The sequence below is a fragment of the Paenibacillus chitinolyticus genome (assembly GCF_045038035.1).
Taxonomy (GTDB): Bacteria; Bacillota; Bacilli; order Paenibacillales; family NBRC-103111; genus Paenibacillus_F; species Paenibacillus_F chitinolyticus_A.
This window is the reverse complement of record NZ_CP173427.1, coordinates 5,265,172-5,285,316: the sequence shown is the minus strand read 5'-3', so window position 1 is coordinate 5,285,316 and position 20,145 is coordinate 5,265,172. Positions and strand designations below refer to the sequence as shown.

The window sequence follows — 20,145 nt, the reverse complement described above, 5'->3', positions numbered from 1 at the left end:
AGCACATAAACGCTTAAGCAAACGGCATGAAAATGCCCTGTAAACAAAGCAACCACAGCCGGGAATGCCTCTAGCAGGCTCCTCCCGGTACAAGAGAGAGGATTGAAAAAGGATGAATCCAGGCGCTTCGGTACCTAAAGAAAACGGCGAGTGGAACGGATCGGTCTTGACTATCGCCGTCCGTATCAGCATATTGTTAATCGTCCTGTGCGGAATTATATACCCGCTCGTATCTACAGGGCTGGCCCAGGTCATTTTCCCCAAACAGGCCAACGGCAGCGTCATCAAGAACGAACAGGGTGAAGTCGTCGGCTCGGAGCTGATCGGGCAATTGTTTGCGGACCCGAAGTATTTCCACGGCCGCGTTTCTTCCATTGAATATAAAGCGGAAGCTTCGGGCTCTAACAACTATGCCCCGTCCAACCCGGAACTGGTAAAACGCACACAGGAATCCATCGATTCATGGAAAAAGGAAAATCCGGACGTGCCCGTCAATCAGGTGCCGATTTCCTTGCTCACGAACTCCGCTTCGGGTCTCGATCCTCATATTACGCCGGAATCGGCGCTGGTCCAGATCCCCCGCATTGCCAAAGTAACGGGAGTATCAACAGCCCAGCTTCAGGAACTGGTGAAAAAGAACACGGACGGCCGCGATCTGGGCCTATTCGGCGAACCTCGTGTGAATGTGCTGGAATTGAACCTGGATGTGAAGAAATTAGCCGGGCAATAAACGGTACCGCTAAATCGGGAGCCATTATACGGTAACTAAAAAAGCGCCAGACCGGGCAGGATTCCAGAAACCGGCAGCCAATCATTAACGCATGCTCGTTCCGGTAAGGAGGGCATGCGTTTTGCGGGTTTTCGGAGTGCGGAAAAGCGGGATTGGCTCTAATGGAAAATTGTGTTTCTACTATTACAAATACCTTCTTTGGGGCAGAGTGACGATGGCGGAAGGGAACTACGCGTAGCCATACCGAACACGCATCCGGATCAAGTTTCTGTCTCTCTAAAAGATTGCATGATGCTTACAAGGCAACGGGAATTCCGTGGGGGAATAATGTGAGGTATAAGGGACGTAGAACGGGAAAGGAGCCGGAGGATGGACAATTTCCGGAGAAAAACGCCCGAAGAAATTTTGCTGTCGATTTCGGAAATCCACCGGGGCCGGCTGAAAATCTATATCGGGGCCGTCAGCGGTTCGGGGAAAACGTATCACATGCTGCGGGAAGGGCAGACGCTCCGAGAACAGGGAATTGATGTCGTGCTGTGCGCGGTTTCCATGGAGGGACGTCCCGAGACGATGGAACAGGCCGGCGGGCTGGAACGGATTGAAAGCATCGAATGGATGAAGGACGGGGTGAGGCAGCAGGATTTGCCGCTTGATGACCTTGCCGCCCGCAATCCGGAAGTGGTGCTGACCGATGGACTTGCCCATCGCAACCGGCCGGGGGCTCTCTACCCGACGAGGCTGGAGGATATCAAATTTCTGCTAAGCAAAGGGATCAGCGTGCTGGCAACCGTGAACGTGTATGAATTGGAGGGTGTGCGTGAGCTTGCCCGTAAAATGACGGGCATCGTAGTGGAACATACGGTGCCCGCGGATACCCTGGAGCTGGCCGATGAAGTGAGGCTAATCGACGCCACGCCCGAAACGATCCTTAACCGTCTCGAAGAGGGAGGGATGAGGGGCTGCCAGTGGCACGAGCGCAAGGTACTGGAACGGGGGAACATCGGCGTGCTGCGTGAGCTGGCCCTTCGGCTCGTGGCGGAAGGAGTCAACGAATCTCTGGAGAAGCATCGGGGAGAAATGGGGATGACCGGACCTTCTGGGGCCGACGAGCGGATATTGGTTTCCGCCCAGTACCATTGGAACGGGTCGATTTATGTCCGGCGGGGGCAGCAGATAGCGGACCGGCTGAGCGGCGATTTGTTCGTCGTTTCTTTTACCGCCCCGGGGAAAGCTCTATCCAAGGATGCGGCTACGTTCCGCCGTTCGATCATCAAACTGGTCGAGAAAGTGGGCGGCACTTTCGATGAGCTTCCTTTCCCGGGGAGGCGGAAGCTTGCCCAGGCGCTCATCCGTTACGGAATCGACCGCAAAGTGACCCGGATCGTGCTGGGCCACTCCAAGCACAGCCGCTGGCAGGAGTTTTGGCAGGGCTCGGTGCTTAACGATGCGGTGAGCCGCCTGCAAGGGATTGATTTGTTCGTGGTTGCCGACCGGGCGGAGCGGGACGGAGAGCGGATTCTTCCGGTTAAACGGAAGAGCGATGCCCGGCAGCCGGTGGAGCTTTACCGGCGCCCGAGTCCCCAGGAGATGGAACGTCAAATCCGTAAAGCGCGGCGCGGACGCTTCAAGGTTTATATCGGGGCCGCGCCGGGCGTAGGCAAAACTTACAGCATGCTGCGGGAAGGAAACGATCTGCTGCGTAAAAATATCGATGTGGTCATCGGACTTCTCGAATTGCACGGCCGTAAAGAAACGGCGGATCAGGTCGGCGATCTGGAGCTGATTCCGCGCAAAATCATTACCTACCGGGGAACCGAACTGCAGGAAATGGATACCGAGGCGGTGATCCGCCGGATGCCGGATCTGGTTCTTGTGGATGAGCTGGCTCACACGAATGTGCCGCAGAGTGTCAACAAGAAGAGATACGAGGATATTCTGGAGATTCTCAATGCGGGCATTTCGGTCATCTCAACGGTGAACGTCCAGCATCTCGAGAGCTTGAACGATTCCGTCGAGCAGCTGACGGGCGTGCGGGTCCGGGAAACGGTCCCGGACAGCATCCTGCGGCTGGCCGATGAGGTGGAGCTCATCGACGTCACGCCGCAAACGCTGCGGCAGCGCATGAAGGAGGGCAAGATTTACGGAATGGACAAAGTGGACCAGGCGCTCGGCCACTTTTTCAAAACCGTCAATCTGATTGCCCTGCGGGAACTCGCGCTGCGCGAAATCGCCGACGACGTGGACGAACGCCTGGAGGCGTGGGAACGCGTCGGCTCCTTGCGCGGCCCCTGGCGGCGCGAGGAAGTGATCTTCGTCTGCGTGAAGCTGAACCAGCACGCGGAGCGCATCATCCGCCGCGGCTTCCGCATCGCTTACCGGCTGAAGGCGCGCTGGCACGTCGCTTACATCCGGAGCGGCCCGGCCGCCGGCGATGAGGAAGCGCGGATCGCCGCGCTGCAGACCTTGACGGAGCGGCTCGGCGGCCGCTTCGAAGTGCTGGGCGCCGCGGGACGGAGACGCACCGCGGACGGGCTGCTCGCGCGGGCCTTGGAGCTGAGCGCTACGCAGCTCATCATCGGCCAGGCGCGCGAGTCGCTGTGGGAGCGCCTGTTTCACGGGTCCATCGTGAAACGGATCATGCGCGGGGCGCGCAGCATGGACGTGCTCGTCGTGGCGGAGTCCGAGTCCGCCAAAGCCCGGCGGGGGCGGCAAGCCCGCGGGTAAGCGCGCCTTCCGCGTCCGCGGCTGCAGGTCCCGCGCTTAGGATGCCGGGCGGGGCCGGCGGTGTAGGCTCCGTCGGCAACAGGCGGCCCGGATAGTTGCACAATGCTCCGCCCCTCGTCATGCGGGTTAACCGCCTGTGTCCTATTAACAGTAGTCCTGTAAGCCCTTAATAAGGGCTTTTTTTATTAGACTTTATGCAATTAAAGGTTGACAAATAACATAATTCCGATAAAATAAGTTGGTATAAGAATAGGAACGGGACATACGAAGCTTTTGCTTTTGTCCGAGCCTGAAGGAGAGATCAAGCGATGATACAAATCAAGCATGTTCGCAAAACCTTCAAGCAGCGCAGCAGCGGATCATTTACCGCTATTGACGATGTTTCGCTGACCATCAGGAAAGGCGAGTTCGTGTCTCTGCTCGGTCCCTCGGGCTGCGGCAAGTCGACGGTGCTTAACATGGTGGCGGGGTTGGAAGGCTATGATGAAGGTACGATTGAAGTGAACGGGACGAAAGTGACCGGACCGGGCTCCGACCGCGTCGTCGTTTTTCAGGAACATGCGCTGTTTCCGTGGCTGACCGTGCTCGACAATGTCGCCTTCGGCCTTAAGCAGAAGGGCATTCCGAAGAAAGAACGGTACGAGAAAGCGATGGAGCAGATCAAGACGGTCCACCTCAGCAAATTTGCGGACCGTTATCCGCACGAGCTGTCCGGAGGTATGAAGCAGCGTGCCGCTATTGCACGCGCGCTTGCCATGGACCCGGAAATTCTTCTCATGGATGAGCCCTTCGCGGCGCTAGATGAGCAGACGCGTCTCATTTTGCATAAAGAACTCGAAGAAATCTGGATGAAAACCGGCAAAACGATCCTGTTTATTACCCATAACATCCGTGAAGCCGTTATCCTGTCCGACCGCGTCGTCGTGATGTCGACCCGTCCGGGAACAATCAAAAAGGAATTCGCCGTACAAGCCGCGCGTCCGCGCGATAATGCCGACTCCGTTATCCATCATGTCGAGAGTGCGATCATGGACGTTCTTGCCGAGGAACTCGAGAAAGTGGTAAAGGAGGAGATGGGCGATGAGTACAGCCTTAAGAAGAACGATTTTTCTCGTGATTCTGCTGATAGCGTGGGAGGCGGGATATAGAATCTTCGACTGGGGATGGAAATTCCCGTCTCTGTTCCAGACCCTTGATGCTTTCCGCCTCGGTCTTACGGACGGGCAGCTTGTGGAAGCGACGCTGAGATCGCTCGGACGGCTGCTGACCGGCTTCTGTATCTCCCTCGTTGTAGGGACTCTGCTCGGTTTTCTTTTTGCCCGCTTCCGGTTTCTGGACGATACGCTCGGTTTTGTCGTCGTTGCCCTGCAGACGGTTCCGAGCATCGCCTGGCTGCCGTTCGCGATCATCTGGTTCGGATTGACGGACACTTCCGTTATTTTCATTACGGCCCTCGGGGCCACCTGGACGATGGCCATGTCGAGCCGCACGGGCATCATGAACATTCCGCCGATCTATCTGAAAGCGGCCCAGACGATGGGCACGGGCAACGGGCTGCGGATGTTCTGGCAGATCATGGTTCCGGCCGCCTTCCCTCATCTCATCAACGGGGTGCGGGTAGCCTGGGCGTTCGCCTGGCGGGCGCTGGTAGCCGGGGAACTCATCGCCAAAGGCGTCGGCTTGGGCCAACTGCTTCAGCAGGGCCGCGATATTGCGGACACGGCTCTTATGCTTTGCATCGTCATTATCATTGCGGTGCTCGGCACGATTTCCGATCATCTCTGCTTCAAAAAACTCGAGGATAAAATCCTGCTCCGCTACGGTCTTGCCTCAAGCGGTAAATAAGCAAAAAACAGACGAACAGATAAAGGGGAGTTTACGATGAAAAAAACAGCTTGGCTGCTTGCGCTCATTCTGCTGGTCGGTACGGTGCTCACCGCATGCGGCGGCGGGGATTCCAAAAGCTCCGGCGGAAGCGGCGACGGCAAGAAGCCGGAAACAGTCCGCGTCGGTATTTTCAAAAACGTTACGCATGCCGCCGGTTATGTGGCGCTCGAAAATAAATATTTCGAGAAATATTGGGGCGAGGGCGTCAAAGTGGAAGTCACGGCTTTCGATAACGGCTCGGACTTTTCGACCGCTCTGGCTACGGATCAGATTGACCTTGGCTTCGTCGGTCCCGGGCCATCCACCAACCAATACCTGAAAAGCAAAAACTTCAAAGTGATTTCCGGTTCCAACAACGGCGGCGCCGTACTGGCTGTCCGTAAAGACGCGGGGATCTCAAGCGTAAAAGATCTTGTCGGCAAAACCGTCGCCATCCCGACACGCGGCAGCACGAACGAAATTTCGCTGCGGCTGCTTCTCCAGCAGGAAGGGCTGAAAGTGACGACGGATAAATCCGGCGTGGAAATTATCGCCCGCGCTCCGGCGGATACGCTGGTAGCGATGCGCCAGAAAGAAGTCGACGCTACGCTTATCCCTGAACCGTGGGGAACCCAGATGGAGAAGGAAGGCATCGGACAAATTCTGGTAGATTGGGACAAAATCCCGCCGAACAACGGCAACTACCCGCTGACGATCCTGGTCGCGAGCGATAAATTCCTGAATGATCACCGCGATTTGGCCAAAGGCGCGATCCAGGCGAATATCGATGCCATTAACTTCATTAAAAGCAATCCCGATAAGTCATACGACTTGATCAACAATCAGCTTAAAAAGTTGAGCGGCAAAGGGCTGGATAACGAGCTGATCAAAGCGGCGCTCTCCCGACTCAATCTGACGCCGGATGTGAGCAAGGAAGCGATTGAAGAAATGGCAAAAGTGTCGATCGATGCCGGTTTCATCAAGAACGTGAAGAAAGAAGAACTGGATCTGAGCAAGTTCCTGGATCTGTCGCTTCTGGACGAAGTGAAAAAAGAGAAAAAATAATTCTTGTGAAAAAGAGTTGGAAAAAGGACAGCCGGTTATCCGGCTGTCCTTTTTGATATGAGGGCGTAGTCCTCTCCGCAGCGTTTAGACTGCCCTCCGGTTGAGCAATGCTCAGCGGAGAATGGGCGTAGCCAGGCAATAAGCAGCACGATGCCGGGCTAATTAGCCGTGCTGAGAGCATCGCACAACACAGCCGGGCACAACGGCGGCAAGCCCGGAAGCCGCCAAGCTCGGCGCGTAAATCAGCTTGGTCCGCCATCAAGCTCGGTCAGCCAACCAAGCCGATCGTCAACTAAGCTCGGCCAACTAAGCTCAGTCCGCCAAGGGCAAGCTCGGGCGGGCCAACCAAGCTCAGCCCAGCTCCCGGCCCAGCACGGCCTCGGCCGCCTTGCGCCCCGAAATGACCGCGCCTTCCATCGTCGCGAACATCGGCTGGCGCGTATAGTCGCCGGCAAGGGCGAGGCCCGGCACAGGCGTGCGCTGCTCGGGGCGGAGCTTCTCGCTTCCGGGCCGGACGGAATAGAAGTGATCCGGTCTGCGGATCACCCGGTAATCCTTGGCCTTCGCGCGCAGGTCGAGGCCGAGCTTGTCCGCATCCGCGCACACCCGCTCGAAGACGAGATCATCGGGCATTTCGATGAATTCGTCCGGGGGTGAGAGGATCATGGAGACGCGGCCGGGTACGTGCGGGAACGTCGTGCGCGACTGTTCGCTGAAGCTGCCGATGCACGTGCCGGGACCGAAGGTTACCCAGTCCTGCGGAAGGAGCGGCTCGCTGAGCTCCAGCTGAATCGTCACGTCGGGCATCGTCGGCAGTTCCCGGAGAGGCTGATACCATGCCTCTCCTCCGAACGGCGGCTGGAGCAGCCGCTTGGCCGCCGAGATTTCCGTGGCGATGACGACGTGAGCGGCGCTCACGGTCCCGCCTTCCTGCAGAGAGACGCCCGTGACCCGGCCGTCTTCAAGGCTGAGTCCCTCGGCCGGAGTGCTCAGGCTGATCCGGCAGCCTCTCTTTTCAAGCGCCGCGAGCAGAGGGTTGATCATCACGTCGGTCATACCGCCGTTAAACCCGCCGATCTGCATCTTGTAAAACTTCGGCACCCCCGGCGCAAAAAGCCCGAAGAAAACGAGCGCGGAATAGTCCTCCGGCGGGAGGAAGAGCACGCCGGACGTAAGCGGCCCCAGCACATGACGCAGCGCCTCGTCCTTGACGCCGTGCTTGCGGGCGAATTCGGCCACGCTGTACGTATCCAGCTCCATCCGGTTCTCCGACAGCAGCTTGAGGCCCTCTGCCACAAAGGGCATCAGGGAAGCTTTGTCGGCCGGAGAAATAATATCGTTGTTGGTGAAAGCTCCCGTAATCGTTTTAATGGGGGATTTCAAAGGAGCGATTCCGAATTCTCCGGCCGTTTCCCCGTCGGGGAGCCGGATTTCGAACGTTTTTTCCCAAGTCAGCATGCTGTTCGGTTTAATCCTTGCTCTTTTCAGCAGATTCGGGAGCGCTTCATAAAATCCGATAAATTTATGAAAGCCCGATTCGACATCCATGCCGGCATCCGACCAGTTCGATGTGCGGCCTCCGGCGAAAGGCGCCGCTTCTATAATATGTACCCGTTGTCCTTGTTCGGAGAGCTCAAACGCGCAGCTGAGACCCGCCAGGCCCGAGCCGACAATAAGCGTATCGAATTGTGAATCGTTCACTTTCTCCACCGCCTCTTTTCTCTAAGTAAGCGGGGGCCCCTGCCTAACCCGCATCTATACCCCTTTACCCGGGGGAAGTACGGATTAATCCTCCCGGGGCTGCGGAGGCGTAAGCTCCGGATACGGGATATTTTCGTTGGGCGCTATCGGCTTGTAGAGAAAGCAGTTGCCCGGAATCTTCAGATTGGGTTCATAGACGGCCAGTTTATTGAGGAAATAGCAGCTTTCCGGCAGGTGATGGTCCAGGAACCGCAGCGTCAGGCGGCTGAGAAGTTCTTCATCGACATACATGTCGATGACTTGCACGACAAAGTCATAGAACTTGATGATGGCTACCGCCACATCCGCCGCGAAACGGCGCTGGGCCGGGAAACCCGGAGGGGTGAAGCGGAGATAGCCGCCTATGGCGCGATTTTTGACCATGTATGCCTGAAAGGTATTGGAATACCGGCGGGCTTGCTCCGACAATTCGATTTCTACGGGGTCCAGGTGGTCCCAGAGCAGAACGGCATGGCCGAGCTGATCCTCCAGCCACATATCCAGCAGTCCGTACAGCGTCAATTCTTCCGCCTCGACGCCCCGGGTCCAGAACGACAGCAGCCGGAGATATTCCTCGTTCTCGATTAACGTTCCGTTAAAGTAGGAGGGAGTCAGATCCAGTACGATTTTGTTGCTTATCCGCAGGCTTTGGATATGTCCTTCGAACTGATAGTAGCCGCTTGCGGCCGGAAGGATATCCCGGGCTAGTTGGATCATCGCCGGTGAAGATACCGGCAGATCCTGCGGAGTCAGCTCGACTTGCTTGACAAGGGCGGCGAAAGCCTGACGGAATCCGTTTGCCGTCTGAATAAGGGGCTGCTCGCTCGGTGCGAGGGCCTGCCATACGAAGGTCGCATGATCATAAAGAATGCCTAGCCAGAAACGGTGCTCCGTCCATACGCTGAGCTTGGGTGTTGGGGCCACCGTAAAACCTCCCGTTCTTAAGTATGCCTGATCGGTAATTGCAGGGTTCGCGCGCGGCGGTGCGGTTGAGATGCGGTTCTTCTATTAATTGGCGCTGGCCATTGACTGCTCTTCTTTGCGGTTTTTGGCCGAAGGAGCGCTGGAAATCGGACTGGGCGCTTTGTCGTCCTGTCCGGAAGCCGTCATGGCGCTTGTTCCCTGGAAAACGCCGCCTTCCTGAACGATGAAAGCCCGGACCTGAATATTCCCGATCAGCTCTCCGGTACTCATTACGGTCAGCTTGCCTTTGGTCGCCACGTTGCCTTTGACTTTACCCGCTATCATGACGTCTCTTCCTTGGATGGACGAATGAACGACCGCATTTTCCCCGATAACAATATCGCCCGCGCATTCGATGTCGCCAAGCACCTGTCCTTCGATACGAAGACTGGCTTCCGAAAAAATCTTTCCTTCACAGACCGTGCTTTCTCCGATGATCGTGTCGGTCGTTTTGTTGTCCGTGTTCCGTTTTTTATCGAATACCATGTCAGTTATCATCCTTTCGATCGGAAATAAGGTAAGGAGAGGGGTTGATTTTCGTGCCGTTTTTGTGGACTTCGTAATGCAGATGAGTTCCCGTGCTTCGTCCGGTCGTTCCGACGCGTCCGATAATTTGGCCCTTGCGTACGGTGCCGCCTGTCTGTACCTCCATTTTGTTCAGATGGAGGTATTCGGTTTCGATGCCTCTCGTATGGTCGATGCGGATATGATTCCCGTGCTGGGAGTCGTAATCGGCCGCAATGACCGTGCCGTCGGCAGCGGCATAGACGGGATCGTTCAGCTCGCCGTCGATGTCAAGGCCGGTGTGCACATTGGGCTTCCCGGTGAAAGGATCCTGCCTCACCCCGAAACCCGAGGTGACCGTGCGGGAATCCGACGGCCAGATGGTGGGGGTGATTCGTTTCAGCCGGCGTGCTTCCTGCAGCTTTCGCTCGCTCTCCGTCAGCTGGACAAGCAGACCGTCGATATCGCCGATCATTCCGGAGAGGCTGGACCGCGTTTGCGCCGCCAGTTCATTCATTTCGCGGGTACCGGCCGGCGCTTCCGTGCCGCCGACATCGGGGGCGGGCGAAGGCGGGGGAGCGGCACCTTTTCCGGAAGAAGCCGCAGTACCCGGACTTATCTTATTCTCCAGCTTGCGGATTTCCTCCAGCTTGCTTTTGAACTGCTCGGCCTGCTTCGATAAATCGATCAGTTCGATCTGAAGCTTTTCAAGCTCCGAATCTTTCAGCATCAACTGTTCGGTAAGCTGCTTTTCCTGACCGGTAAACGTTTCGGTAAGCTGCTCCGTTGTGCTCCGGTGGCTGGTGTTCTGGACGTAGATGGTCAGGGAGAAGCCGAGGATGACAAGGGCGGCGGCGGATGGAACGGCATACAGGCTGATGCGGGGGATCCGGAAACGGACGACCCGCTTGTCGGCGCCGGGAATGAACATAAGCGTCAGTTCTTTCTTGTCCTCTTTGGTCTTCATGCGATGAACCTTCCTTTCGCGCGAAACCGAACCCCTAACGAATTGTATTCAGGACTTTTGGCGTACATGCCGCATAAATTCGGACAAATAACGGGCAAAGAGACGGAAATGCCTGTTCTTACGCTAGAAACGGAACCTGAAAAAAAGGAAAATAAACGAAAAAGAGCCCTGACTTCTCCCTTTTGAAGGAGTGGTCATAGCTCTTCCATATGATGTGAGTATAGTGTGAATTCCAAGACACAAGTACGTCAGCGCAGCATCTGCATGACACTTTTGGCGAACAGGCTGGACAGGCGCCGGCTGCTGCTTTTACGGGTGTTTTTATTTTTATCGCGTCTATTTTCCATAAAGCGGGTAAAATAGCCGTCCAGCTCACTCAAAGAAGTCAATTCCTCCCCGTAGCCGTGCTCCGTGAAGTATTGGCAGTTCTCTTCCTCCTGGCCCGGAATCGGATTATAGAAGAGCATCGGCACGCCTTTGATCATAGCCTCCGTGCAGGTCATGCCGCCCGGCTTGGTGATCAGAAGGTCGGACACCTCCATGAGCTTGCCGATCTCCCGGGTGTACCCGAACAGATGAATGTTCGGATGCCGGTACAGCTCGCTCGACTGAAGCTGTTGGCGCGCCTTCTCGTTCGTGCCGAGGCAGAAGAGCAGCTGGACGCGGTCGCGCCAATGCACGATGCGCTTCAGCAGCTTCTCGTCGAGCAGCCCCCAGCCGCCGCCCATCAGCATCACGGTCGGCATGTCCCGGAGTCCGAACTCCAGGTAAATCTCATCGACCGAGTACTGCTCGCTGATACTGGGGTGGACGGGCAGGCCCGTCACTTTAATTCTGCGGGAAGAAACGCCTTTCGCCACCAGTCTGCGTTTGACGTCGGGGGCCGAGACGAAATACCTGTCCACTTCATCGTTGATCCACGACCCGTGGGCATCATAGTCCGTCAGCAGCGTGCAGAGCGGAATATGGAGCCCATGCTGTTTTTTCAGGCGCGACACGATCAGGTTCGGAAAAGGATGGGTACAGATAATAATGTCCGGCCGCAGCTGTTCGATCACGGCTTCCGCCTTGCGGTAGAAAATCCGGTGCAGGGCAAGCTGCAAAAAACCGTTCAGCGGCTTTTTCGATTGGGAGCGGTAAAGCTTCCCGTACAGCTTCGGCTGGGAAACGACTGTTTTGCGATAAGCTGTAAAGATCCAGGGTGCTATCGTCGGATGAAGAAACGCACCGAGTTCCAGCACGCGGATGATCAGCCCGGGATTCGTCCTGCGCAGAGCGGACGCTAATGCGTGAGCCGCCTGGGTATGTCCGGATCCGAATCCCTCCGAAAGGAGCAGAATTCGTTTTTTTCTCAAGAAACCTCACCTTTCCTTAATCGACAAAATAGCCGGGAAGCGCGCGTGCAGGCTCTGAATTCTGGATGGAGGTCTGGCGCCGGATCGGGCATTCTGTGTTCGGCGGTCAGTGCTGCTCCGCCTCTCTTTTCTTATCTGTGTAGCATTTCCGGCAGACGGGAATGTAGCTCTCGTTGCCGCCGATCTGGATCTGCTCCCCGTGAAAAATAGGAACGCCGTCCTTGCAGCGCATGTTCATCGTAGCTTTTTTATCGCAATACCAGCACACGGTTTTGATTTCCTCGATTTTATCGGCGATGGCGAACAAGCTGGCGCTTCCTTCGAAAAGCTGTCCCATAAAATCCGCCCGCAGCCCGTAGGCGATAACCGGTATATTAAGGTCGTCCGCGATTTCGGCAAGCTGCTCGATCTGTCCGGCGTTAAGAAATTGAGCTTCGTCGATCAAAATGCAGTTGGGCCGCTCTTTGGCCGCCAGTTCTTTCATATTGACCCCGTCTTGAATGACGATGGCGCTTTTCTGCATGCCGATGCGGGAGGCAACGATACCGACTCCGCTCCGGTCATCCACCGAGGGGGTGAAGAGTAATACTTTCTTACCCTGTTCTTCGTAGTTGTGAACAGTGCGGAGCACTTCGATGGATTTGCCGCTGTTCATGGTTCCGTATCGGAAATATAATTTAGCCACAGGTGTCGTCCTCTCTGTTACCAATAAACCATCAGGTATATGCTATCATAGCATGTTTTATGCGTCGGAAAAAAGGGCATGGATGGAAGCGGGATCCAAGCTCTGGAGGAAAGTGGCAAAACCTGCCTTTTTGTGTAGCTAACTTCCTCACGGCAAGTTATGATAGAAGAATAAAGACACGGCCGCTTGGGACGGGCCTCCGTTCGGTTGGAGCGGTACCGGAGGAGAGAGGCAGGATGAAGGCGGAATGAAGGCCGTACGGGAAGGCAGACGGATGAACAAACGGTGGAAACGACGGTTGTACGGATTTTTGTCCTGCATGGGAGCTATCCTATTATATATAGTAGGAATGAGCGGATGGATTTATTATGTGGGAGAGAATTCCCGCGGAACCGAGAGCGATACGATCATTATTCTGGGCGCGGCCGTCTGGAACGGAAAGCCCAGCAACGCGATGAAAGAGCGGCTGGATATCGCGGTCGAGGCCTATCGGAGCGGGCTGGCCAAGAACATCATCGCAACGGGCGGAACGACGACAAGCGAACCGACGGAAGCCAGTGTGATGCGGAGCTACCTCGTCGGCAAAGGCATCCCGGAGTCGGCGGTCTTTCTGGAGGATGAGTCTACATCCACGATAGAGAATCTGGACAACAGCCGTAAGATCATGGAGAGGGAGAAGTGGGAGACGGCGATTATCGTAACGCACGGCTTTCATACGTACCGTTCCCTGCTTATGGCAAAGAGCCTAAACATGAACGTAACGGCTGAGCCGGTCCGGATCAAACCCGTGGCGATCTACTATTATACGCTGCGCGAATGCGCCGGAATTACATATTTTACGGGCGAACGCCTTTTAAAGACGATCGGAATCGGATAAGTCTCCTTGTCCAAACACAAACATTTGAAGGGTAAGTCCATGTTAACTTTCGGATTTGAAAATATTGTAAACTAACATTAAATGGTAGATTTGTAGATTCGAAAAAAACGATATTTTTCCCCGGAATCTCTGAGTTTCAAGCCCTGTCCAGGGTTTCCCATTAAAATTTTTTTTCAACCCATAACCTTTTTTTAAATTGCACTCTAGAAAGTCTAATGTTAATATAATAGAAAAATATCGAGGCGAATCGCTAAAAGATTCGGTTTTTGGGCAAATACAAGCGAATTTGGCAAGTTACGCGCGTATTTCGGGACTTCACCCCTTTAATGCAGGCATGAAACGTTGCTCTACCCAAATAAACAAGAGGAAAGGTTGCACAATCATGAACAGAAACGCTTCCCCTTCCAAACAAGGTTTGTACGATCCGCGGTTCGAGCATGATGCCTGCGGGATTGGTTTTGTTGCGAATATGAAAGGCAGGCCTTCCCACGAAATCGTCGGGCAGGCGTTGAATGTGCTTTGCAATCTGGACCACCGGGGTGGCCAGGGCAGCGAAGCCAATACGGGTGACGGCGCCGGTATCCTGCTGCAGATTCCGCACGGATTTCTCAGCAAGGTTTGCGCCGAAGAAAACATATCTCTGCCGGAAGCCGGTACTTACGGCGTCGGCATGGCTTTCCTCCCGCAGGAGCTGGAAGCCAGACAGCAGTGCGAGCGCATCGCGGAGCGGATTATCAAGGAAGAAGGCCAGCAGTTCCTGGGCTGGAGAACGGTGCCTACCGACAATGCCACCCTCGGCGAATCGGCCAAAGCTTCCGAGCCTTTCGTGCGTCAGTTGTTTATCGCCCGCAGCGGAGATATTCAGGACGAACTGAACTTCGAACGCAAACTGTATGTCATCCGCAAGCGGATCGAGAATGAAACCCGCGCCCTGGATAACGCGCCGCTTTACTTCCCCAGCTTATCCAGCCGTACCATCGTATACAAAGGCATGCTCACTCCCGAGCAGGTAGACGCTTATTACACGGAATTGCAAGACCCGTCCTTCGAGACAGCTATGGCCCTCGTTCACTCCCGTTTCAGTACCAACACTTTTCCAAGCTGGGAACGCGCCCACCCTTACCGCTACGTCATCCACAACGGTGAAATCAATACCCTGCGGGGCAACGTTAACTGGATGCACGCCCGTCAAGCTATGATCCAAACGGATTTGTTCGGTGAAAATTTCCAAAGTCTGCTCCCGATCGTCGATACCGACGGATCGGATTCTCAAATTCTCGATAACACGCTCGAATTTCTTACGCTTTCCGGACGTTCATTGCCGCACGCGGCCATGATGATGGTTCCGGAGCCGTGGTCCAAGCACGAAACGATGGATCCGGCCAAACGCGCCTTTTACGAATACCACAGCACCCTGATGGAGCCTTGGGACGGTCCTGCCGCGATTTCGTTCACGGACGGCCGCATTATCGGCGCTCTGCTTGACCGCAACGGTCTTCGCCCGGCCCGTTATTATGTCACGCATGACGATCTTATCGTCCTATCGTCCGAAGTCGGCGTTCTCAGCATCGAGCCGGAGCGCATTGCGCGCAAAGAACGTCTGCAGCCGGGACGCATGCTCGTCGTCGATACGGTGGCGGGGCGCATTCTGACCGATGAAGAGATCAAAGGACAGATCATTAACGAACAGCCTTACCAGGAATGGCTCAAGAAACATCTCGTTTCCATCGGGGAACTGCCGGAAGCCGCTTCCGAGCCGCAGCCGGATCACGATCTGCTCGTTCAGCGCCAGCAGGCATTCGGATACACTTTCGAGTATCTCCGCAAATTCCTTGAGCCGATGGCCAAAACCGGCGTCGATCCGATCGGTTCCATGGGCTATGACGCGCCTCTGGCCGTTCTTTCGGAACGCCCGCAGCTTCTTTACAGCTACTTCAAGCAGCTGTTCGCGCAAGTAACGAACCCGCCGATCGACTCCAACTTCGAGGAGATCGTCACCGCGCAGGAAACGACGATCGGACCGGAGCGCAACCTGATCCGTCCGGAAGCGGAAAGCTGTCGACAGATCCGTATTCCGACTCCGGTTATCTCCAACGAGGAATTGGCGAAGCTGCGCCACATCAAGCGTGAAGGCTTTAAATCCGTCACGCTCAAGACTCTCTTCCAGGCATCGTCGGGAAGCGAAGGGCTTGAGCAGGCGATGGAGGAGCTCTATACGGCTGCCGATGAAGCGATTGCAGACGGAGCTACATTCCTGATCCTCTCCGATAGAGGCATGGACGGGGAACAGGCGGCTATTCCGGCCCTGCTGGCCGTTGCCGGCCTGCATCATCATTTGATCCGTCAGGGAACAAGAACCAAAGCGAGCCTGATCGTCGAGTCCGGGGAACCGCGCGAAGTGCATCATTTTGCTCTGCTGCTTGGCTATGGAGCGGGAGCGATCAATCCGTATCTCGCTTTCGAGACGCTTAAAGATATGATCGGCAACGGTCAAATTAGAGACATCACGGAAGAGAAAGCTTCCTATAACTACATCAAGGCATCAACCAAAGGGGTTGTCAAAGTCCTGGCGAAAATGGGGATTTCGACCATCCAGAGTTACCGGGGCGCGCAGATTTTCGAAGCGGTCGGCCTCAGCCAGGAATTCGTGGACCGTTACTTCACCTGGACCTACACGCCTGTCGAAGGCATCGGCCTCGACGGAGTGGCCCAGGAGACGCTGCAGCGCCATCAGCGGGCTTACTCTCCGCGCGACGGACGCGACCGCGTCCTGGATGCCGGCGGCGAACTGCAATGGCGTCAGGACGGCGAGGATCACGTGTTCACGCCGGAGACGATCCACTCGCTGCAGACCGCGGTGCGGAACAATGACTATTCCATGTACAAAAAGTTCGCCGAGCTTATCAATCGCCAATCGAAGAAAGCGGCTTCGCTGCGCGGCCTGCTTAAGCTGAAATCGGATCGCTCGCCGGTTCCGGTGTCGGAAGTCGAGCCGATCGAAGCGATTTTCAAGCGGTTCAAGACCGGGGCCATGTCTTTCGGTTCCATCAGCAAGGAAGCGCACGAAGCGCTTGCCATCGCCATGAACCGTATCGGCGGCCGCAGCAATACCGGCGAGGGCGGGGAGCATCCGAACCGCTTCACGCCGGATGAGAACGGCGATCTGCGCAGAAGCTCCATCAAGCAGGTAGCTTCCGGCCGGTTCGGCGTGACGAGCAATTACCTCGTCAATGCCGACGAGATTCAGATCAAGATGGCCCAAGGCGCCAAGCCGGGAGAAGGCGGGCAGCTGCCGGGCAAGAAAGTATATCCTTGGGTAGCGGAAGTGCGCGGTACGACGGCCGGCGTCGGCCTGATCTCCCCGCCTCCGCACCATGACATCTATTCCATCGAGGATCTGGCGGAACTGATCCACGATCTCAAGAATGCGAACCCTCAGGCCCGCATCAGCGTGAAGCTCGTCTCCGAAGTCGGTGTCGGCACGATCGCGGCCGGCGTGGCCAAGGGCAAGGCGGACGTTATCCTGATCAGCGGCTACGACGGCGGTACGGGCGCTTCGCCGCAGACGAGTATCCGCCACGCGGGACTGCCATGGGAGCTGGGCCTGGCCGAAGCTCACCAGACGCTCATCCTGAACAACCTGAGAAGCCGCGTCGTGCTGGAATCCGACGGCAAAATGATGACCGGCCGCGACGTGATCGTCGCAGCGTTGCTGGGAGCCGAGGAATACGGCTTCTCCACGGCTCCGCTCATCTCGCTTGGCTGCATCATGATGCGCGTGTGTCACCTCGACACGTGTCCGGTCGGCGTAGCGACGCAAAATCCGGAGCTTCGCAAGCATTTCATGGGCGAGCCGGAGCATGTCGTGAACTTCATGCACTTCATCGCGCAGGATGTCCGCGAAACGATGGCGGAGCTCGGCTTCCGCACGCTGGAAGAGATGATCGGCCGCACCGAATTCCTGGTCCAGGAAGAAGTGGCGGGCCACTGGAAGCTCGAAGGCCTCGATCTGAGCCCGCTGCTTCACCAGCCGGAAATGCCGGAAGAGGTCGGCCGCTACAACCAGATGCGGCAGGATCACGGGCTGGAGAAATCGCTCGACATGCGCGAGATTCTTCCGCTCTGCAAACCTGCGCTGGAATATCAGGATCACGTCCGCATCGAACTGCCGATCAACAACACGAACCGGGTTGTCGGCACGATTCTCGGCAGCGAAGTGACCCGCCGTTACGGCGCGAAAGGGCTCCCGCACGACACGATCCGCCTGCATTTCACCGGCTCCGCCGGTCAAAGCTTCGGCGCATTCGTGCCGAAGGGCGTGACGCTGTCGCTGGAAGGCGACGCCAACGATTACGTCGGCAAGGGATTGTCCGGCGGTAAAGTCGTCATCTTCCCGCCGAGCGAATCGACGTTCGTGCCGGAAGACAACATCGTCATCGGCAACGTGGGCTTCTACGGCGCTACCGACGGGGAAGCGTATATCCGCGGTATCGCGGGCGAACGCTTCGCTGTCCGCAACTCCGGCGTGCGCGTCGTTGTCGAAGGCGTGGGCGACCACGGCTGCGAGTACATGACGGGCGGACGCGTCGTCATCCTCGGCAAGACCGGCCGCAACTTCGCGGCGGGCATGTCGGGCGGCGTGGCTTACGTTCTCGACGAGGACGGCACGATGGCCAGCCGCTGCAACACCGAGATGGTGTCGCTGGAGCAGGTGGAAGAAATCTACGAAATCAATGAACTCAAGCTGATGATTCAGCATCATGCAACCTTTACCGACAGCTCGATCGCACACCGCGTGCTGAGCCGTTGGGATGAATATATCTGGAAATTCGTGAAAGTCATTCCGAAGGATTATAAACGGATGTTCGATGCTATCGAGCGGATGAAGAGATCCGGACTGAGCCAGCAGGATGCCGTTATGAAGGCATTCGAGGAAAACACGCGCGATCTGGCCCGTGTCGGCGGCAACTAATTCATAACGAGCAGGACAGATTCTATACGATGGAGGAAGCGCAATGGGAAAACCTACCGGATTTATCGAGTTTCAACGCGAGCTGCCCACCGAGCGCGCCCCTCTGCAGCGGATTCAGGACTGGAAGGAATTTTACAATAAAAATTCCGAAGAGAAACTGCAGGTTCAGGGAGCACGCTGTATGGACTGCGGCATTCCGTATTGTCATACAGGCAAAATTATTGCCGGATCAACGACTGGTTGTCCGGTAAACAACCTCATTCCGGAATGGAATGACCTCGTCTACCGCGGTCAATGGCGCGAAGCCCTTGACCGGCTCCACAAGACGAACAACTTCCCGGAATTCACCGGCCGGGTCTGTCCCGCTCCATGCGAAGGCTCTTGTACGGTGGGGCTGATCGATTCTCCGGTTACGATCAAGGACATCGAGAAAGCGATCGTTGACCGCGGTTTCGAAGAAGGCTGGATCGTACCCGAACCGCCGAAAACGCGTACGGGCAAGAAAGTCGCCGTCATCGGCTCCGGTCCGACTGGGCTTGCGGCGGCGGCACAGCTCAACAAAGCGGGTCACACCGTGACCGTTTACGAGCGTGACGACCGGATCGGCGGACTGCTGACCTACGGCATCCCGAACATGAAGCTCGAGAAGCATCTCGTGCAGCGCCGGGTCGATCTGCTGGCGGCGGAAGGCGTTAACTTCGTTACAAATGCGGAAATCGGCAAAAACGTGCCGGTCGATCAGTTGAAGGACGAGTTCGATGCCGTTGTTCTGGCTATCGGCGCCACACGTCCGCGTGAACTGGACATTAAAGGACGCGAGCTTAAAGGCATCTACCCGGCGATGGAGTTCCTGTATAAGAACACCAAGAGCTTGCTCGATTCCAACCTGGCCGACGGCGAGTATATCAACGCCGAAGGCAAAGACGTCATCGTCATCGGCGGCGGCGATACCGGTACCGACTGCGTGGCGACCGCTGTGCGTCACAAAGCGAAAAGCGTCGTGCAGTTCCAATACCGCGAGAAGCCGCCTGAAACGCGCGCGGTGAGCAATCCTTGGCCGGAGTGGCCGAAGGTTTACAAGCTGGAGTACGGTCACGAGGAAGCGAAAGCCGTCCACGGACAAGATCCGCGTGAGTACCTGACGCTAAGCGAAAACTTTGTCGGCGACGAGAACGGCAACCTGACGGGGCTCAAAACCGTTAAGGTCCGCTGGAAAAGCGATGACCAGGGCCGTCTCGTGCCTGAGGAAGTGGAAGGCAGCGAGAAGGTTTATCCGGCTCAGCTGGTCTTCCTGGCCATGGGCTTTGCGGGTCCCGAGCAGAACTTGCTTGACCAGCTTGGCATTGAAAGAGACGTGCGTTCGAATGCGAAAGCGCAGTACGGCAAGTACAAGACGAACGTGGAAGGCATCTTCGCCGCAGGTGACGTACGCCGCGGACAGAGCCTGGTCGTCTGGGCCATTAACGAAGGACGGGAAGCGGCACGCGAAGTGGACCGTTTCCTGATGGGCAGCTCGAACCTTCCGTAAGGAAAAATAAAAAAGGAGCCGAACGGCTCCTTTTTGCGTGCAAGAAAGGTGGATAGGCGTGAAACGGTCCGGGAAGCGACACTACCCGTTTCCGCAGCCTTACCTGACGGAAACGATTCTTCCGTCTCCCGCAAAGCTCCCAGCGAGCCGTGCTCGGCGTCACATGACG

General features: G+C 56.4%; 14 protein-coding genes. 8 read left to right on the top strand and 6 right to left on the bottom strand.

Going from position 1 to position 20,145, the window contains the following annotated elements:
• Positions 1–112: 112 nt before the first annotated feature.
• The 5 genes from kdpC to ACI48J_RS23840 all read left to right on the top strand — a co-directional run bounded on the left by kdpC (position 113) and on the right by ACI48J_RS23840 (position 6,385).
• Positions 113–730, top strand: coding sequence for a potassium-transporting ATPase subunit KdpC (gene kdpC / locus ACI48J_RS23860; RefSeq protein ID WP_405080531.1), 618 nt, complete (start codon positions 113–115; stop codon positions 728–730).
• A 369-nt stretch (positions 731–1,099) separates the two neighbouring features.
• The gene (locus ACI48J_RS23855) at positions 1,100–3,454 is read left to right on the top strand and encodes a histidine kinase (protein WP_405080529.1); all 2,355 of its coding nucleotides are present in this window, start codon (positions 1,100–1,102) and stop codon (positions 3,452–3,454) included.
• A 308-nt stretch (positions 3,455–3,762) separates the two neighbouring features.
• A complete protein-coding gene (locus tag ACI48J_RS23850) occupies positions 3,763–4,602 on the top strand; it encodes an ABC transporter ATP-binding protein (RefSeq protein WP_009674680.1) in 840 nt (279 codons plus the stop codon).
• Positions 4,535–5,299, top strand: coding sequence for an ABC transporter permease (locus ACI48J_RS23845; protein WP_231392098.1), 765 nt, complete (start codon positions 4,535–4,537; stop codon positions 5,297–5,299). The genes ACI48J_RS23850 and ACI48J_RS23845 overlap by 68 nt, the downstream gene beginning before the upstream one ends.
• 36 nt (positions 5,300–5,335) lie before the next feature.
• On the top strand, positions 5,336–6,385 hold the full coding sequence (locus ACI48J_RS23840; RefSeq protein WP_405080528.1) for an ABC transporter substrate-binding protein: 1,050 nt from the start codon (positions 5,336–5,338) through the stop codon (positions 6,383–6,385).
• Between the two features lie 351 nt (positions 6,386–6,736).
• On the opposite strand, the gene ACI48J_RS23835 is transcribed toward ACI48J_RS23840, so the two are convergent.
• The 6 genes from ACI48J_RS23835 to ACI48J_RS23810 all read right to left on the bottom strand — a co-directional run bounded on the left by ACI48J_RS23835 (position 6,737) and on the right by ACI48J_RS23810 (position 12,599).
• Positions 6,737–8,086, bottom strand: a complete 1,350-nt coding sequence (locus ACI48J_RS23835) for an FAD-dependent oxidoreductase (protein ID WP_405080526.1) — start codon at positions 8,084–8,086, stop codon at positions 6,737–6,739.
• An 84-nt stretch (positions 8,087–8,170) separates the two neighbouring features.
• Entirely contained in the window at positions 8,171–9,049 is an 879-nt protein-coding gene (locus ACI48J_RS23830) for a DUF2935 domain-containing protein (RefSeq protein WP_326053294.1), read from the bottom strand.
• A gap of 84 nt (positions 9,050–9,133) precedes the next feature.
• Positions 9,134–9,574 carry a polymer-forming cytoskeletal protein gene (locus ACI48J_RS23825; protein WP_405080525.1) on the bottom strand — a complete coding sequence of 147 codons (441 nt, stop codon included), beginning with the start codon at positions 9,572–9,574 and terminating at the stop codon, positions 9,134–9,136.
• 1 nt (position 9,575) lies between these two features.
• Positions 9,576–10,559: a M23 family metallopeptidase gene (locus ACI48J_RS23820; protein ID WP_405080524.1), complete on the bottom strand. Its 984-nt coding sequence runs from the start codon at positions 10,557–10,559 to the stop codon at positions 9,576–9,578.
• A gap of 248 nt (positions 10,560–10,807) precedes the next feature.
• Positions 10,808–11,914: an MGDG synthase family glycosyltransferase gene (locus ACI48J_RS23815; protein ID WP_326053290.1), complete on the bottom strand. Its 1,107-nt coding sequence runs from the start codon at positions 11,912–11,914 to the stop codon at positions 10,808–10,810.
• 106 nt (positions 11,915–12,020) lie between these two features.
• Positions 12,021–12,599, bottom strand: a complete 579-nt coding sequence (locus tag ACI48J_RS23810; protein WP_009674701.1) for a thymidine kinase — start codon at positions 12,597–12,599, stop codon at positions 12,021–12,023.
• Between the two features lie 247 nt (positions 12,600–12,846).
• On the opposite strand from ACI48J_RS23810, the gene ACI48J_RS23805 reads away from it, so the two are divergent.
• The 3 genes from ACI48J_RS23805 (at position 12,847) to ACI48J_RS23795 (ending at position 19,976) form a co-directional block, all read left to right on the top strand.
• The gene (locus ACI48J_RS23805) at positions 12,847–13,476 is read left to right on the top strand and encodes a YdcF family protein (RefSeq protein WP_405080522.1); all 630 of its coding nucleotides are present in this window, start codon (positions 12,847–12,849) and stop codon (positions 13,474–13,476) included.
• A 382-nt stretch (positions 13,477–13,858) separates the two neighbouring features.
• On the top strand, positions 13,859–18,448 hold the full coding sequence (gene gltB, locus ACI48J_RS23800) for a glutamate synthase large subunit (protein WP_405080521.1): 4,590 nt from the start codon (positions 13,859–13,861) through the stop codon (positions 18,446–18,448).
• 43 nt (positions 18,449–18,491) lie between these two features.
• Positions 18,492–19,976: a glutamate synthase subunit beta gene (locus ACI48J_RS23795; RefSeq protein ID WP_405080520.1), complete on the top strand. Its 1,485-nt coding sequence runs from the start codon at positions 18,492–18,494 to the stop codon at positions 19,974–19,976.
• The last annotated feature ends 169 nt before the right edge of the window (positions 19,977–20,145 follow it).